Below are 16,803 nucleotides of genomic sequence, written 5' to 3' on the forward strand. Positions count from 1 at the left end.
TCTAGTTCCACCTCAGGAGAGATGGAACTAGATAATACTCAAATCAAAACCCCATAAAACCAAAATTTAAACTAAAAAATGCTAATATCATCTATTAACAATAATTGATATTTTTTAAAGGATACCTTATGCAAAAATCAAAAAATGCTTTTACTATGATAGAGTTGATATTTGTTATCGTAATCTTAGGGATTTTAGCTACTGTAGCTCTGCCTAGGTTTGCGAGCACAAAGGAACAAGCGGACATTGCATCTGGTCGTGCTGATGTTGCTACTATCAGATCTGCTATAGTAAACGAGAGACAGACTCAACTTGTAAGAGGTATAAACACTTGGATACCAAAACTAAGTGCTAACGATATAACTCTCTTTACAGGCGATGGTGATGGAAGAACACTTTTGATGTATGGCATAAGGAGTGGAACTGGATCTGGAGACTGGGCAGTGGTAGCTAACACTGATAGAAAACAATACACATACACAGTAGATGGGACACCTACAACTTTTGACTATAACTCAACTACTGGAATCTTTAATTGTGCAACAGGTACAGGTAACTGTAACGCCTTAGTTGACTAGAAATTTTTTTGCACTACTATAATATCTCACTTCTCGGCTCTCCTCTTGAGCCACTCACATACCACTCACTTCAAGAGATAGTAACTTCTACAAAAGTAAGTGTAAAACTACAAAACAGAACTCTTAGTGGTGTGGTTATACAAAGGCAAGAAAAACCTGAGTTTAAAACCTTGGAGATCTTGGAAGTGAGTGAGTTTTTTTACTCACAAAAACAGTTAGATCTTGCAAAGTTTATCTCTACTTACTATGTCTGCTCTTTGGGTGAGGCTTTGGGGATTATGATCCCGTTTAACAGTAGCTTGCAAGAGCGTTGCACCTCACAAGAGGTGGAACCAATATCCTCCATAAACCTCTCACAAAAACAAGAAGATGCACTAGAGTTTTTAAAGCAACACAAAACCTCTCTACTCTTTGGAGATACAGGAAGTGGAAAAACTGAGATCTATATGAAGTATTTTCAGCAGATGATAGCACAGGGAAGGCGCTCTATCTTTTTGATGCCTGAGATCTCACTAACTCCTCAAATGAACAAAAGGTTAGAAGCTCACTTTGGGCAAGACGCAGTTATGTGGCACTCAAAACTAACCCCTCTTCAAAAGAAAAAAGCACTTGCAAAGATATATGATGGAAGTGCTAAAATAGTAGCAGGACCAAGATCTGCACTTTTTCTACCCATAAAAGATCTAGGTCTTATAGTTGTAGATGAGGAACACGATGATAGCTATAAATCTTCTTCAAGACCTCGTTACCACGCAAGAGATCTTGCCATTTACATGGGAAAACTCTTTGCTTCTAGTGTCGTTTTAGGAAGTGCTACTCCATCACTTAACTCATTTGTAAAATTTCCTCATACAAGAATAAAAGGTACTCACTTTAGTGCAAAAAAAGAGTTTATTTATGAAAAATCAAAAGAGGAATTATCGCCCTTAGTTTTTGAGCAGATTGAAAAAACATTGCAAGCAAAAGAACAAGTTATAGTTTTTCTACCAACTAGAGCAAATTTTAAGTATTTGGTTTGCCAGAGTTGTGGAGCTAGTAGTGAGTGTGTTTTTTGTAGTGTTGGTATGAGTATACATGAAAAATCTAATGCTCTAAAGTGTCACTATTGTAACTTTACTCAAGCAATTCCCAAAGTTTGCACAAAGTGTGGGAGTGGATCTTTAATAAACTCAAGGCTAGGAACTGCCGAAGCTCTAAGAGTTATACAAGAGAAGTTTAGTGAAGTTAAAGTAGAACTCTTTGACAGAGATGCAATAACAAGCGCTAAAAAGCTCAAAGATGCACTAGAGAGGTTTAACACACAAGAGACAAGCATACTTGTTGGAACTCAGATGCTAAGTAAAGGACACGACTACCACGGAGTTACATTAGCTGTGGTTTTAGGACTTGACAATATGTTAAATATGAGTGACTATAGAGCTAGACAAAATGCTCTTTCATCGCTCATTCAAGTCTCTGGGCGAAGTGGACGGGCAAAAGATGCAAAGGTTTTAGTTCAAACATTTAATGAAGATTTTTTTAGTAAGTTTATAGACAATTATGACGCTTTTTTAGAAGAAGAGAAAAGTTTTAGAGAAGGACTCTACCCACCATACAAAAAACTTTGTCGCATTTTGTTCTCACATAAAAATGGGATAAAAGCACAAGATGAGATGCATAAAATGTTAGAAGGTCTCTCTAAGATAAGAGATATTGAGATAGTTGGTTTTGGCAAGTGTGCCCTAGAGAGAGTCGTAGATAAATATAGGTTTGAGATACTTTTACGCTCAGATAAAAGCACAAATATCATAAGAGCTATAAAGTCGTGTAAAGTAGCACTAGCTGAGGTTGATATGGATCCTATAGAATTTTCTTAAAGCTCTTCAACCACACAAGATCCACCATTTTTAAAGTAGCAAACACTCTCTTTTTTTGGAGGTTTTGTATACTTTGTTTGGTTGCTTAGGTGTAGCTCTATACTTTGATCGAAATTCTCTTTGAGCTTAACAAAAGCATCATACCCTTTGCCTTTTAGCTTTTTAGTTGTCACTTGGACTACATTTAGAGGGTTTATGGCAACACCGTGTTTTCTAAGTTCAAAGTGAAGATGAGGACCAGTAGAGCGACCAGTACTTCCTACATAGCCGATAGTATGACCTTTTTTTACATACTTTCCTCTATGAATGCCTCTACGAAAAGATTTTAAATGTGCATATCTAGTCTCATATCCATCTGCGTGGCGGATTTTTATAAGGTTTCCATAACTTCCAAGTCTAGCTGCATGAGCTATAGTTCCACTTCCAGCAGCGATTATAGGTGTGCCAGGTCTAGCCGCATAGTCGATGCCTAAATGAGCCTTCCACTTTTTTAAAATAGGATGATATCTTCTTTTTGTAAAGTAAGAAGAGATCCTTGTAGCTTGGACAGGTCGAGCTAGTAAAAAGCCCTCAACTTCATGACCTTTTGCGTCATAATATCTCTCATCATCATTTAAATATATAAAGTTCTTTTTCTTTCGCATCTCTATCATCGCAGCTTTTAGAGTAGGCATAGAAAATGGACGACCAAGACGATATTTTTGATCATAGATCATTACAAGAGTGTCACCTTTTCTTAGATCTCGTTTGAAATTTAGTGAGTTTTTAAAGTTTGAGACAAAGATCTGAGCTAGCTTTTTTGAACCTGTTTCCTTGATGATGTCGTAGTATGGAGAGTTGTTTATAGTGAGTGTAAAAGACTCTGTTTTTGTCTCACTGATGATAGGAATGGCTTCAAAATTATACTCATCATTGTGTTTATATATATGGACTTGTAGTTCATCATTTAGAGGCAAAAGAGCCTGCTGTATAGCTCCTTCATCATCTCTGAGAATTTGACAGTTAACGCCTGCTCTCATCTCCTCTGTTAACTCCTGATCATCTTTGTCAAGTCCATAGTAAAGCCTAAAAGTTGGAAGATTGTGCTTTTCTAAGAAAATAAGATAAGTTTCATCTTTGATCCATCTAAAGCGCTCTACTTGAGCGCTAAAGAGTGTAGTAGTAAGTATTAGAAGTAGAAAAAATCGTATCATTTAGTAATAACCTATAAAAAAATATTTCGTAACCTTATCAAAAATTGGCTTAGTTAAGATATAATCACTCCACTATTATTTAAAAAAAAGAGAGTTTATGAAGTATATATTTTTAGTCATGTTCTTAGTTTTACAAACTTTTGCTGGGGTTGTAAAGTCGCCTATTGTAAGTGTTGATGAGCAAAACTCGCAAGCAACCATTAAGATAGATAAGATAGATGTTGGTATGAGTGGGTTTATAGTTCACAAAGTTAGCAGTGAACAAAGTATAATACTTAAAAACATTGTTGTTAGTTCTTATGATAAAGACTCTAAGATAGCAACTCTAGATATGTCGACTTTCGATGCTCTAAGAAATAATGCTCTTCCAAGTGGAAAGTGGAGTGTGAGTGCTGGAGATGAGGCAATACTCGCTTTTGGTTACACAAGAGGACTTTTAATAGCACCAAATGAAGATATATATCATAGGGTAACTAGAAGTGTAAAAAAATTGCAATGGGTGCATACTGACCTTTTTGCAACTACACTATCTTTTAATGGTCATCCAACTCCTCTAAGGGAAGACTTTACAAAGTTCTCTATAGCAACTTCAGTGGGGTTAGTTTTTATCTACTTAGATGAAAAACTTTTTACACTAGATGCAAAGAGTTTTAAAATTTTAAACATCACAGATGCTTCTCTTAAGCAAGAAGAGACTCAGCTTCCTTTTTATACTAGAGTCGAGGAGATAGATGCAGCATGGTGGGGAGAGGGGAGTAGTAAGTTGAAATCTTACGAGCCTCACTACTATGAGCTTTTATCCAAGGCAAATCCAGATAACAAAGAGCTTGAGAGATTGATAAAAAAATATAACACAAAGGTTGACAATGATTGATAAAAAACACTTAGAACATCTTGCGAGTATTGTCACACAAGAGAATATCTATAGTGATAAAGCACATCTTATCGCTTACTCATATGATGCTACAAGAGAGCATTTTGAGCCTGATGCTGTAATATTTCCAAGAAATGAAGATGATATTAGTGCAATTTTAAAATATTGTAATGAGCACAGAATTATCATAGTTCCTCGTGGGGCTGGAAGCGGTTTTACAGGTGGGGCGCTTCCAAGTAGCGGTGGCATAGTCTTAGCTATGGAGAAGCATATGAATAAGATCTTAGAGATAGATATGAAAAATATGGTAGCCATTGTTCAGCCTGGTGTGATAAATATGGACCTACAAAAAGCAGTAGAAGAGGTCGGACTCTTTTATCCGCCAGATCCTGCATCTCAAGATTATTCTAGTATTGGTGGAAATGTAAGTGAAAATGCTGGTGGCATGAGAGCTGCAAAGTATGGTATTACAAAAGATTATGTGATGGCAACTCGCGCGGTTTTACCAAATGGCGATATCATTAAAGCTGGAAAAAGAACCATAAAAGATGTAGCGGGTTATAACATAAGTGGCATCTTGATTGCATCTGAGGGAACTTTAGCGGTTTTAAGTGAGATAACTCTGCGACTAATTCCAAAACCAAAGTTAACTAAGACAGCGATGGGGATATTTCCGACTGTAAAAGATGCAATGGAAGCAGTTTATAAAACAATGGCGAGCGGGATCACACCTGTTGCTATGGAGTTTTTAGACAACTTAACCATAAGAGCGGTTGAACAAACTTATAAAAAGGGACTTCCAATTGATGCTGGTGCACTTTTAGTGACTGATGTTGATGGAAATTTAGAAGAAGATCTAAACTTTCAACTTTCACAAATTGAGAAAGTTTTTCGTGAGAATGGATGTAGTGAGTTTAGAATTGCTAAAGATAAAGCAGAAGCGGCTGATATCTGGTTTGCAAGAAGAAATGCATCTCCATCACTTAGTGTTTATGGAAGTAAGAAACTAAATGAAGATGTAACAGTACCAAGATCTGCTCTACCCGAACTTCTTGAGAGATTTTACGCCATAGCCGACAAATACCAAATAAACATACCATGTTTTGGTCACACGGGCGATGGAAATGTACATACAAATGTGATGGTAGATGGAAGCGATCCTGCACAAGTTGAAATTGCTTACAAAGCCATAGAAGAAGTCTTTCAAGCGACTATAGATCTAGGTGGAACTCTAAGTGGAGAGCATGGAATTGGACTTGCAAAAGCACCTTACATGAAGATGGCTTTTAGTGATGAAGAGATGAATCTTTTTAAGTCTATAAAAAAAGCGTTTGATCCTAACAATATTTTAAACCCTGCTAAAATGGGTTTAAACTAAAGATTATTCATGTTTGATGGCAAAAAGATAACTCTTAAATATATCTATAGACATATAAAATTTTTTATAAGTACATTTATTGATAAAGAGTTAACTCTTTTTGCCGCAAGTCTAAGTTACTATACTATCTTTACCATTATTCCACTTCTGCTTATTATGCTGACACTTTTGACTTCACTGCCTAGTTTTGAGGAGCATTATGAGACTATAAAAGTTTTTATATTTTCAAACCTTATGCCAGTTAATTCTGAAGCTGTCATGGGACACATTGATGGGTTTTTGAAAAATTCTGCAAAAATGGGGACTATTGGTCTTGTTATGATCTTAGTTGCTTCACTACTTTTTTTCAAAAACTTTGAATACATCGCAAACAAAATCTTTCATGCAAAACCTAGAACTCTTTGGGAGTCAGTCACAACCTACTGGACAATGCTTACTCTCACACCTATAGCTCTTGGTGCATCTTTTTATATCACCGCTCAACTTGCCATTATGATGTCCTCAAACACTTACACTGCACATATGAATATTATGCCTTTTATTCCATATGTTATTATCTGGGCTCTATTTTTTCTCATCTTTCAGATCGGAGCAAATACAAAGATAAACCCAAAAGCTTCACTCATTAGTTCGTTTATAATAGCTGGAGTCTTTAGCATCTCTAAAAATGTCTTTATAGAGTATGTTTTTTACAACAAAGCTTACACGACTATGTATGGATCTTTTGCAATTATGATGTTTTTATTTTTATGGATCTATGTCTCATGGATCATCTTTATATATGGGTTAAAGCTATGTTATATGATAGATCGCGTATATAAAAAAAGAGATGCTAACAAAAAAAGTAAGCCAGATGAAGTTCTTATAAAAAACACTAATGAGCGAGATGAGAGCGTAAAAAACTAACCAAATATAGCCAATTTCTACACTCTGCTCAGAGTTACCAAGTGAGATCAAACTCACTAAGGCAGGATCCAGCAAACCTCCAAACCCTACAATATGCAGAACAATACTAAGCGGATAGAAGATAGTAAAAAGCGAAGTCCAAAGAATTGAAAGCGGATGATATATGCTAAAGTTTGAAAAGATTACTAAAGATAGTGGTAACATTGTGATGTATACAAAGATGGGGATTAGGAGAAACTGCCAAACTTTGTGAAGATGTTTAAAGTGGATGAGAAATAAAAATATAAAAAATACTCCAGATACCGAGAGCCAAAAACCAAGCGAGAAAAAGAGTCTAGGAGAAAATACCAAGATTAAAATAATGGTAAGCAAAAGTGTCTGCATTGAGACAATTTTAATACCTCTGTCGTAAAGAGCAAAGCCTATAACAAGCATTACAAAGGCACGAAGTAAAGAGGCTGGAGAGTCTAAAAAGTTTAGGTAAAGTAGAAGTACAAAAGCTACAAAGACAAAGATGTCTGCTTTAGCATTTCTGTAGGGAAAGTATCTATCTTGTGCAAAACTATATAGGGGCTTTACTAAAAAAAATAAAATGGCACTAAGAACTCCTAAGTGAAAACCACTAATGGCTAGAAGATGCGAGACTCCAAGGTTTGAGAAACTCTTTATAAGTGAGTAGTTAAGAGGAGTAGCACTAAAGAGAGCTTGATAGATGTTTGCAATATCTGGATCTTGATGTTGTTCTGCAACAGCGGAGTTTAACTTTTGTTTTAAGGTCACTTCTTCGTGGATAGTTTGAACTTTTGAGTAAGCGTAAAAAGTAGTTAAATAGTTATAAAAGGAGACTTCTTTAGCGTAGATCTCAAGTGTGAGTCTTTTATGTAAAACATCTTCAAAACTCTTTCTAGCCCCCGTATAAAAAATAAGTGAATCATCAGTTTTTAGTTTTAAGACTTGGTATGTTCGAGAGTTTTTTGTTTTTTCATACTGCTTTAAAACCTTTACTTCTACAATAGCAGAGTTAAAACGAGTAAGTTTTTTATAGTTTTGGTACTCTATAAGAAGTGAGTAGCTAAGTATAAAAAGAGAGATAAGCAAAAAGGAGAGAAACTCTTTATACTTAAAAAGCTCAACTCTCTCTAGTGCCATCTTAGAGTGTCGGCATCTCTATGGATGAGTTCTCTCCAAAGTCAACATTAGCAGACTTTGTATCTATGTGCTCGTAAGTTGTAATGATGGCTTTTGGCTGAACATCTACAAAACGAGTAAGCTTTTTTTGAAAAACAAGTTTAACATGACCAGTTGGACCATTTCTCTGCTTACCAATAATGATCTCAGCATCTTCTTCTTCTTTTTCTACATACTCAGAGATAAACTCTTTACCATCAGCTTTAGCAGCCTTCTCTCTCTCTTTTTCTTCTTTGTAGAGGTAAACATCATCACGATAAACGAACAAAATAATGTCAGCATCTTGCTCTATAGATCCAGACTCACGAATGTCACTAAGCATTGGTCGCTTATCGTTTCTTGCTTCAAGTCCACGGTTAAGTTGAGAGAGTGCGACTATGGGCATGTTTAACTCACGAGCTAGCATCTTAAGTCCACGCGAGATCTCAGAGACTTGCAAGTGTCTATCTTGGTTTCCAACGCCTTGCATAATTTGAAGGTAGTCGATAACTGCAATTTCAATCTCTGGATGTTGGTTTTTTAGTTTTCTGAGTTTTGAGCGAAGTTGATTTATATTTATACTTCCTTGATCATCTACAAAGAGTTTTGCTGAGTCCATATTAGCTATGGCACTCATCAAAGACTTGTCTTGATCTGGAGTTATATCTCCAACACGGAGTTTTTGAAGAGGAATGGAGGTTTGAATAGAGAGAAGTCTTAACATTAACTGTTCAGCTGGCATCTCTAGTGAGAAAAAAGCGACACCTTTTGACTTCATAATAAGAGAATTTACGGTGTTTAGTATAAAAGAAGTGTTGTGTGTGACTGTCATATCTTCTAGTAAAAATAGATGATTTTTATCGATGGTAAAACCGTAGTAATCATCTATTTTGTCATATTCAACCTTTATGCCAGTATGCTTAAAGTCTCTCTTTGCAACTAATTTTCTAGCTTTTTTTCTCTTTATCTTTGTTGGAATTTTATCCAAATCACCAACAATTCTAAGTCTGTAAACATCACAAGAGTAGTTGATCTCTTTAATTGTTGCTTGTTTTATTTTTAGTGAGACTCTAAAGCCTAGAGAGTCAGCTAAGAACTTTATCTCTCTTGTTAGCTTTTCATCTTTTTGTACAATCTCAAAAACATTAAACTTCTCATCATAATATCCATCGCTATCTAAGATCCCAGCCAAGAGCTCAAGCCTGTTTGTTTTAGAATTTTGGAGGTAGCGATGAGGGATGTGTTTATCGTTTAAAACTCCCAAAGCTCTTAGTTTTTTCTGCAGTGAGATATCTTTATGTTTAGAAATCCCCCTCTCTCCAGATGTGATACCATAAACAGGGCATCTATCCTTTGCTACCTGCTTTGTGACTTGCAGTCCTAGTTTTTTTGCATAGAGATTTAAGTAATTTATGACTTCTTTGTCTGTAGTTGTAATATTTACGCTTGAACTATGCCCATCGCCGAGCCAAAGACCTAGAAAGTAAGGCTCAATATCTAGCTTTTGCTTTTTAAAATCAACTGCAACCTTGTAGCCTTTATAGTTTGAGTGAAATTTTTTAGACTTTTTGTTGTAGTCTCTGACTTCTATGTTTAAAACTTCTCCATGCTTATGTTTCCCCTCGTTTCTACTTCTCTTTAGTGAGAGTATATGAGATTCATTTACACGGTAGTCGATTCCCTTATTTTGGCGAACCCAGTACATCTTCTCACGACCGCGGGCAAGTGAGAGAACGGTTCTTGGAGTTGAGTCATCTCCCATGAGTTGGTCGCCCACTTTTATATCTTCTACATTTTTAAGTGTTGCATCGTACATTAGAACTTTTGTGCCTTTACCCAAACATTTGCCCATCGCAGGCCTTGCTGCGATGATAACTAAGTCACCTTTACCAAAACCTGTAGTCATCTTGTTTAGTTCATGAAAACCTGTATCAACACCAACTAGTACGGTGTCTCCGCGGGCTTTCATCTCGTTGATGTACTCCATAGTTTCGCGAGTCATCTGGGGAGAATCTTTAAAGTCGCTTGTTTGGTTGTCTTGAGTTATCTCATATAGTTTTTTCTCTACTATATCTATAACTTCAGCAGAGGGGAGTTCCTCTTCTACTGTTACTCTTTTGATCTCAGTTGTAAGTGTTAAAAGATGGCGTTTTAGTGACTTGTCTTTTATCTCATCTACATAGGCTTTTGTGTTTGAGATGGGGTTTGCAGAGAGGATCTCAAGCATAACTTGTTCATCGAACTTCTTTATCTTTATAAGTTCTTTTTTGAGAAACTCTTCATCTATGGGTTGATCTTTTTGAAGCAAGTTTAACATTGATGAGAAGATATCTTGATGAGCAGGAAGGTAAAAATCCTCTTTCTTAAGGGCAACACTTAAATCATCAAACTGTTGTGGCTCAAAAACAATAGAGCTTAAAATACTTCTCTCAAATGCTAAGTTGTATAGGTTGTCTTGCACTACTTTGACTCCTTTGCCATTTTCTCTACTTCGTCTACAAATCTATCTACAAGTTCTCTCTCATCTAAGTTTGCTACAACTTCACCTTTTACCATTACTAGACCTTTCCCTTTTCCATAAGCGATGGCTACATCGGCGTGAGCGGCTTCTCCTATGGCGTTAACCACACAACCCATAACAGAGACATTTAGGGGAGCTTTTATATGTGCTGTTCTTTTTTCTATTTCAGCCACTGCAGAGACAAGATCTGCTTCTATACGACCACAAGTTGGACAAGAGATAATATTTAGTCCATCTGGCATTGCACCGCTATCTTTGAGTATTGCACGAGCTACATTTATCTCCTCTTCAAGCTCTCCTGTAATAGAGACTCGCATAGTATCACCAATGCCATCGAGCAAAAGAGTACCTAAGCCTATAGAACTCTTTACCGTTGCGTGAAATAGAGTTCCAGCCTCTGTTACACCTAAGTGAAAAGGGTAGTTGTTTTTTGGTCGAAGCATTCTATATGCTTCTACTGTTCTTTGCACATCGCTCGCTTTTAGGGAGATCTTAATATCTGAAAAACCAAGATCTTCTAAGTATTTGATGTTGTACTCTGCAGATGCTACCATCCCTTTAGCGGTTTGTCCATACTTGTTTAAAAACTCTTTCTCTAGTGAGCCTGCATTTACACCTATACGTATAGGAATACCACGAGCCTGACAAGCTTTTACAACTTCAGCAACCCTTGTTTTTGAGCCAATATTACCAGGGTTTATGCGGATGCAGTCTACAACTTCTGCGGCAATGAGAGCGAGTTTATAGTTGAAGTGGATATCTGCAACAAGAGGGAGTTCGATCTGCTCTTTTATGGATCTAAGTGCAAGAGCGTCCTCAATATCTGGAACGGCACAACGAACTATATCGCAACCTGCAAAATGAAGTCTTTTTATCTGTTCAACCGTGCTTTTTACATCGGAAGTTTTAGAAAATGTCATAGACTGTGTAGATATTGGTGCATCCGCGCCAATTGCTACATTTCCTACGAAAATCTGTTTAGTTTTTACTCTGTTTATCATGTAGTGATTTTAGCCACTTTGGTATAAAAACATTATAAAGGAGAGTGAGAATATTTTGCTTAGATGTTTTGTTTGTAGTTGTAGCTTTTTTAAAACCATGATGAGATTGCGGGTCAAGCCCGCAATGACGGAGATGTTAAGCCTGAAGTGGAGGAGATGTTAAGCCTGAAGTGGTGGAGAAGTTAGGTTGCAATATATAATATCGTCATCCTGAACTTGATTCAGGATCTCATGGGTTTTGAAAAGGTACATAAATTATAAAATCCTGATGAGATTGCGGGTCAAGCCCGCAATGACGGAGAAGTTAGGTTGCAATGACGGAGAAGTCAAGTTGCAATGACGGAAAGATCAAGCCTGAAGTGGTGGAAAGATCAAGTCCTCAATGATGGGTTTGTATTAAAACTTAAATGATAAGTTTGTGTAAACATATCTTCCTGGTTCGTTTAAAAGCATAGTGTCTACTCCGGCAGTAAGAAGTGTTAAGTCAGTATATGTGTTACTTTTTGCATAAGCTTTGTCAAATAGATTATTTATTCCTAAAGTAAAGTCAAAGTTTTTGCTTACAGCGTGTTTTACTTTTAAGTTTAAAACTGTCCAAGCACTAAGTCTTTGTTCGCCATTGTCTTTATCATAATCACTCCATTTATCAGAAGCTTGTACTTCAATTTTAGCGATGCTATTACTCATATATTCATAGTTAAGAGCAAGCGTTCCTCTAAGAGGTGCCATGTCTGCTAAGTCTTTATCAGTTTGACCAATTATAGCTTTGTCTTTTTCACCTTTTTTATAAGAGACGCCAGCATCTATAGTAATATCATCAGTCGCATAGTAAGAAGCACTTAACTCACCACCATAAACTGTTGCATCAATATTTTGAAAAGTAGCTCCTTTTTTTAGATAAATATAGTCGTCTAACATCGAGTAAAACCCTTTGATCTTGAACTTAAATGAACTATTGTCAATTTCATATCCTAAATCAACTTCTGTGTTTGTTGTTTGATCTAAGTTAGCATTTCCACTTCCTGGCATATAGAGCTCTCTAGCATCAGGAACACGAGAAGCTTGACCAACACCTAAGAAGATTTTATTCTCTTTGTTAAGGTTATAAGTAGTCATTAGGTTTGCACTAAAAGCGCTGTAATCATTTGATTTCAAAGCTATATCGCTAGGATCAATATCTGTAGAATCATATCTTGCTCCAAGGCTAAAACCAAAAGATCCATACTCTTTATTTAGTTTTGCAAAAATAGCACTATTTTTTGTCTCGGTGTGAGTTAAGCTAATGGAGTGTGGACCTTCAATAGTAGTCATTGCATTGGTCCCATATTTTTCACCTTCCCAGGTTCTTTTACTTCCATCAAGTCCAACTAAAAGTTTAAAGCTATTTATATCAAAGTTATTTTTAAGCTTCAAGCCTTTCATTGTTGTTTTTAAGTGGTTTGTCATATACATCATAGTGCCACTATTTCTGTACTTTGTATCCATAGGATGATCCACATTAGAGTAGTAATACTGCAAGTTTACATCTTTATAGATATCACTAATATTTTTTATATCATAAGCTACGCTATAGATATTTGAATCATCATATGCTGCATCCATCTTTGAGTTTCCATAAAGAACATCATCGCTCTGGTTTCTTGTAGCACTTAGCTGAAGTTCTTGGTCCTCTGTGACATTTACAAATGCCTTAGCCATGATACTTCTTTTTTTATATGCGGGAATATCTTCATATTTTGTTTGAAACTGGTTAGGTACCGGTGCATTCTTTTTCACTTGTCCAGCTATAGTATCGCCATTTCCATCTCTGTATTGGTCACTTGTTTCACTTGAACCACTTACTAAAACACGAACTATGTCATTTCCTCCACTAAAAGTAGCTCCAATTTTTTTATAGTTCCAGCTTCCAACTCCTAAATCAACTTGACCTTTGAAATCTTTTGTAGGTTTTTTTGTTTTGATCTTTAAGCCACCGCTTAGAGTTCCAAAGTTCTCTACATCATAAGGACCTTCTATAACTTCTACAGAGTCAATCTGGCTTGTAATAATGTGTGAGACTGGTGGATCCATTCTATTTGGACATGCTCCAAAAACTTTAGTTCCATCGACATCTACAGAGATGTTGTCTCTTTTTTGCCCGCGGATAAAAACATCATTTGCAATGCCACTACGGCGACTCATATCTATACTAGGTACACTATTACTTAGTGCCTCTGCTAAGTCAGCTGAGACCTGCGCATTTTGGCTAACTTCTGTGATAACAGTCGACTCTACACTAATGGGTGCAAGTTGAACTTCATTTGCCACAAGAGATGCAATAGCTATTAGAGATAGAGGGATAATCTTCTTCATAAAACTTTCCTTAAATGTTTAAATTAGCAAATGATATAAAAACATTGTTAAAAGAGTGTTAATTTGTTAATTAATTGTTGTTAAAATTTCGCCATGAATAAAATTGAAAAAATAAAAAGAGTAGTTTTAATAGCCTTGGGCTTTGGACTTGCTACTTACCTTATCATGAGTGGAATGGCGATGTTAGAGCAAGAAGATAAAGCATCTTTAGTTAGTGAGAGTAACTCCACGAGCGAAGTTCATGGTCACACAGTGAAGTGATCCGTGTTGCTTTATAAGAGTTAGACAGTCAACTCCTACAACCTCTCTGTCTCTAAAGGTATCTCTAAAAATCTCTAAAGCCTCAGTATCTTGCTTAACACCATATGTAGGAACTATAACTGCCCCATTTACAAACAAAAAGTTTGCATAAGTAGCTGGAAGTCTCTCTTCTTCAAAGTATATGGCATCACTCATAGGTAGAGCTATAAGCTTAAAGTTGTGCTCTTTTGCAAAAGCTTTTAACTCATCTTCCATAAGTTTTAACTCACTAAAGTGCTCATCACTCTCATCTTCGCACTTAACATAGATGATGCTATCTCTGCTTATAAAGCGTGCTAGAGTATCTATGTGAGAGTCCGTGTCGTCACCTGCTAAGTAGCCGTGATTTAGATACAAGATCTTATGTGATCCAAAAAATTCATTTAGTTTTTGTGTGATCTGCTCTTTGCTTAGATGTGGATTGCGGTTTTTGTTTAACATGCAAGCTGAGGTTGTAAGAATGATGCCATCTCCATTGCTCTCAACTGCACCACCCTCAAGAACAAAGTCAATAGTTTGAAGTTTTGCACCGTAGATCTTAGAGATGCTTCTACTCATAAGATTGTCTTTTTGAGAGTCAAACTTTCCTCCCCAAGCGTTAAATGAAAAATCAAGAAGTTTAATCTCATAGTTATCTTTTATAGTAAGAGCCGAGCAATCTCTAGCCCAAGTGTCGTTTGTCTCATACTCTAGAAAAAATAGATTTTCTAGATCTATAAAATGCTTCTTAACTTCTTCTATATCGTGACAAATTATAAGAACATTTTGATACTTTTTAATAGCGTTTATGATATTTATAAAGCAGATCTCGGATTCATCTAGATAAAGAGACCAGTCGCTATTTTTATGTGGAAATATAATTTGTGTAAAACTTTGTTCTTCAAACTCTGCTATTAGGCTCTTCATAGTGTATAATTTCCTTATGGCTTATATAATTTTAAATAAAAACAATTTTTTTCATAACCTCGACATTATCTCAAAACGAACCAAAAGCAAAGATAAAATAGCAATAGTTTTAAAAGATAACGCGTATGGACACGGACTTCTTGAGATGGCAGAAATGTCAAAAGAGTATGGTATCAAAAAAGCAGTAGTTCGCAGTTGCGAAGATGCTAAAAGAGTTGAGGATTTTTTTGAATATATCTTGGTGTTAGGCGAGATTCCAAACTCTGCAAGTAAAAAAGTAAGATACACCATAAACTCTCTTGACTCTATAGAGAATTTTCCAAAAAATAGTTTAGTTGAGTTAAAAGTAGATAGCGGAATGCATAGAAATGGAGTTCTCTCAAGTGAGCTTCGTGAAGCATTTTTGAGGATAAAAAAAGCAGGACTTATCTTAGAAGGTGTTTTTACTCATCACAGATCTGCTGATGAATTAACAAGTGAGTGGTTTTGGCAAAATGACAATTTTAAAAGAGTAAAAAAAGAGGCAAAAGCTTTAGCAGAGGAGTTTAAGGTAGAACCGCTTAGGTTTCACTCAGCAAACTCAGCATCTCTCTTTAGAAGTGAGAGTTTTGATGAGGATATGGCAAGAGTTGGCATCGTATCTTATGGCTGTTTAGAGGGCAGTGACGAACTAAAGCCAGTCCTTAGTCTATATGCTAAAAAGATATCTACAAGAGAGCTTAAAAAATCCCAAAGAGTAGGTTATGGTGGAAGATTTGTGGCACAAGAAGATTTAGTAGTCTCAAACTATGATTTTGGTTATGGTGATGGATTTTTAAGATGTTTATCTAACAAGTTTGTAGCTCCAAACGGTGAAAGACAGGTTGGAACTATCTCTATGGATAACAGCTCATTTTTAACTGATAAAGATGAGATCTTAATATTTGATGATGCAAGAGTTGCAGCAAAACAGGCTGATACAATAAGCTATGAAATTTTAACATCACTAAAGAGTTATATAAAAAGATGGATAGTTTAAAACCCTAATGAGATTGCGGGTCAAGCCCGCAATGACGGAGTGTTTAAGAGTGAAATGACGGAGTAGTTGAGCTTCTCTAGTTCCAATGCTCTGCGTTTGAATTCTCTAGTTCAAATGCTCTGCGTTGGAATTCATATATGTCTGGATTATAGTATATATATAGACTCCCACGCGGAGCATGGGAGCCAGATAGATGTAAAATTTGCAACTCCGTGAGATCTTTTATGGTAAGATTCTTCTTGCTTGCCAGTATTTATCTTTCCAATAAGGGTTATTTAGACTTGAGATGCTAACTCCCCTTTTTGTTGAAGTGTGGATAAACTTATCTTTTTCTATAATCACTCCAGCATGTCTCTGTTTGAATCCAGTCTTAAAAAACACCAAATCTCCCTCTCTTACTGAAGCTCTACTCACAAGATAACCTGTTTTAGCTTGATACTTTGTAGTTCGTGGTAGATCTATGTTAAAAGCATCTTTGTAGATGTTTTGTATAAGTGATGAGCAGTCAAGCCCGCTTGTGTCAAAACCGCCATATTCATAAGGTGTTCTATACCATTTTTTATACTCTTCATAGAGAGCTATGGTTATCCAGTTTTGTTGGCTTGGCTTATACTCTGGGGATGCTTTTTTTGTATTTGTTAATTTTATGGCTTTGTTGGCGCTAGTTGTGCTAGGAGTTTTGCTTATCCCTCTTGTAGAGCACCCACTAAGTAAAAAAGTAGACACGACTACAAAAACGAGACACTTTAACAT

14 protein-coding genes are annotated in these 16,803 nt (G+C 36.2%); 7 read left to right on the top strand and 7 right to left on the bottom strand.

Features of this window, described 5'->3' with window-relative positions; translation table 11 throughout:
- The first annotated feature begins 128 nt into the window (after positions 1 to 128).
- Positions 129 to 578 (top strand): type II secretion system protein, encoded by a 450-nt coding sequence (locus M0Q24_RS04335; RefSeq protein WP_295047770.1) that lies wholly within the window; start codon positions 129 to 131, stop codon positions 576 to 578.
- Positions 579 to 586: 8 nt separating this feature from the next.
- A complete protein-coding gene (locus M0Q24_RS04340; RefSeq protein ID WP_295047772.1) occupies positions 587 to 2,434 on the top strand; it encodes a primosomal protein N' in 1,848 nt (615 codons plus the stop codon).
- Here the strand turns inward: M0Q24_RS04340 and M0Q24_RS04345 are convergent.
- Entirely contained in the window at positions 2,431 to 3,627 is a 1,197-nt protein-coding gene (locus M0Q24_RS04345; protein ID WP_295047773.1) for a peptidoglycan DD-metalloendopeptidase family protein, read from the bottom strand. The genes M0Q24_RS04340 and M0Q24_RS04345 overlap by 4 nt on opposite strands.
- 97 nt (positions 3,628 to 3,724) lie before the next feature.
- Between M0Q24_RS04345 and M0Q24_RS04350 the strand changes: the two genes are divergently transcribed.
- From M0Q24_RS04350 to M0Q24_RS04360, 3 genes are read left to right on the top strand one after another with little or no spacing between them, the layout of a single operon-like run.
- A complete protein-coding gene (locus tag M0Q24_RS04350; protein ID WP_295047775.1) occupies positions 3,725 to 4,501 on the top strand; it encodes a plasminogen-binding N-terminal domain-containing protein in 777 nt (258 codons plus the stop codon).
- A complete protein-coding gene (locus tag M0Q24_RS04355) occupies positions 4,494 to 5,879 on the top strand; it encodes an FAD-linked oxidase C-terminal domain-containing protein (protein WP_295047777.1) in 1,386 nt (461 codons plus the stop codon). The genes M0Q24_RS04350 and M0Q24_RS04355 overlap by 8 nt, the downstream gene beginning before the upstream one ends.
- A gap of 9 nt (positions 5,880 to 5,888) precedes the next feature.
- Positions 5,889 to 6,785 (top strand): YihY family inner membrane protein, encoded by an 897-nt coding sequence (locus M0Q24_RS04360; protein ID WP_295047779.1) that lies wholly within the window; start codon positions 5,889 to 5,891, stop codon positions 6,783 to 6,785.
- Here M0Q24_RS04360 and M0Q24_RS04365 read toward each other — a convergent pair.
- From M0Q24_RS04365 to M0Q24_RS04380, 4 genes are all read right to left on the bottom strand, one after another.
- A complete protein-coding gene (locus tag M0Q24_RS04365; protein WP_295047780.1) occupies positions 6,672 to 7,934 on the bottom strand; it encodes a ComEC/Rec2 family competence protein in 1,263 nt (420 codons plus the stop codon). The two genes, M0Q24_RS04360 and M0Q24_RS04365, sit on opposite strands and share 114 nt — an antisense overlap.
- A 1-nt stretch (position 7,935) precedes the next feature.
- Entirely contained in the window at positions 7,936 to 10,413 is a 2,478-nt protein-coding gene (gene dnaB, locus M0Q24_RS04370; RefSeq protein ID WP_295047782.1) for a replicative DNA helicase, read from the bottom strand.
- A complete protein-coding gene (gene ispG / locus M0Q24_RS04375) occupies positions 10,413 to 11,474 on the bottom strand; it encodes a flavodoxin-dependent (E)-4-hydroxy-3-methylbut-2-enyl-diphosphate synthase (RefSeq protein WP_295047784.1) in 1,062 nt (353 codons plus the stop codon). Before ispG ends, dnaB begins: the two co-directional genes overlap by 1 nt.
- A gap of 396 nt (positions 11,475 to 11,870) precedes the next feature.
- The gene (locus M0Q24_RS04380) at positions 11,871 to 13,826 is read right to left on the bottom strand and encodes a TonB-dependent receptor (protein WP_295047786.1); all 1,956 of its coding nucleotides are present in this window, start codon (positions 13,824 to 13,826) and stop codon (positions 11,871 to 11,873) included.
- Positions 13,827 to 13,919: 93 nt separating this feature from the next.
- Between M0Q24_RS04380 and M0Q24_RS04385 the strand changes: the two genes are divergently transcribed.
- The gene (locus M0Q24_RS04385) at positions 13,920 to 14,087 is read left to right on the top strand and encodes a hypothetical protein (RefSeq protein WP_295047788.1); all 168 of its coding nucleotides are present in this window, start codon (positions 13,920 to 13,922) and stop codon (positions 14,085 to 14,087) included.
- Here M0Q24_RS04385 and M0Q24_RS04390 read toward each other — a convergent pair.
- Positions 14,034 to 15,032, bottom strand: a complete 999-nt coding sequence (locus M0Q24_RS04390; protein ID WP_295047790.1) for an agmatine deiminase family protein — start codon at positions 15,030 to 15,032, stop codon at positions 14,034 to 14,036. The genes M0Q24_RS04385 and M0Q24_RS04390 overlap by 54 nt on opposite strands.
- 16 nt (positions 15,033 to 15,048) lie before the next feature.
- Here M0Q24_RS04390 and M0Q24_RS04395 point away from each other — a divergent pair, with 16 nt between their 5' ends.
- On the top strand, positions 15,049 to 16,050 hold the full coding sequence (locus tag M0Q24_RS04395; protein ID WP_295047828.1) for an alanine racemase: 1,002 nt from the start codon (positions 15,049 to 15,051) through the stop codon (positions 16,048 to 16,050).
- Positions 16,051 to 16,272: 222 nt separating this feature from the next.
- On the opposite strand, the gene M0Q24_RS04400 is transcribed toward M0Q24_RS04395, so the two are convergent.
- Positions 16,273 to 16,803 (bottom strand): NlpC/P60 family protein, encoded by a 531-nt coding sequence (locus M0Q24_RS04400; RefSeq protein WP_295047792.1) that lies wholly within the window; start codon positions 16,801 to 16,803, stop codon positions 16,273 to 16,275.

Origin of the sequence: Sulfurimonas sp., assembly GCF_023228785.1 — a bacterium.
In the GTDB taxonomy this organism is placed as follows: domain Bacteria; phylum Campylobacterota; class Campylobacteria; order Campylobacterales; family Sulfurimonadaceae; genus Sulfurimonas.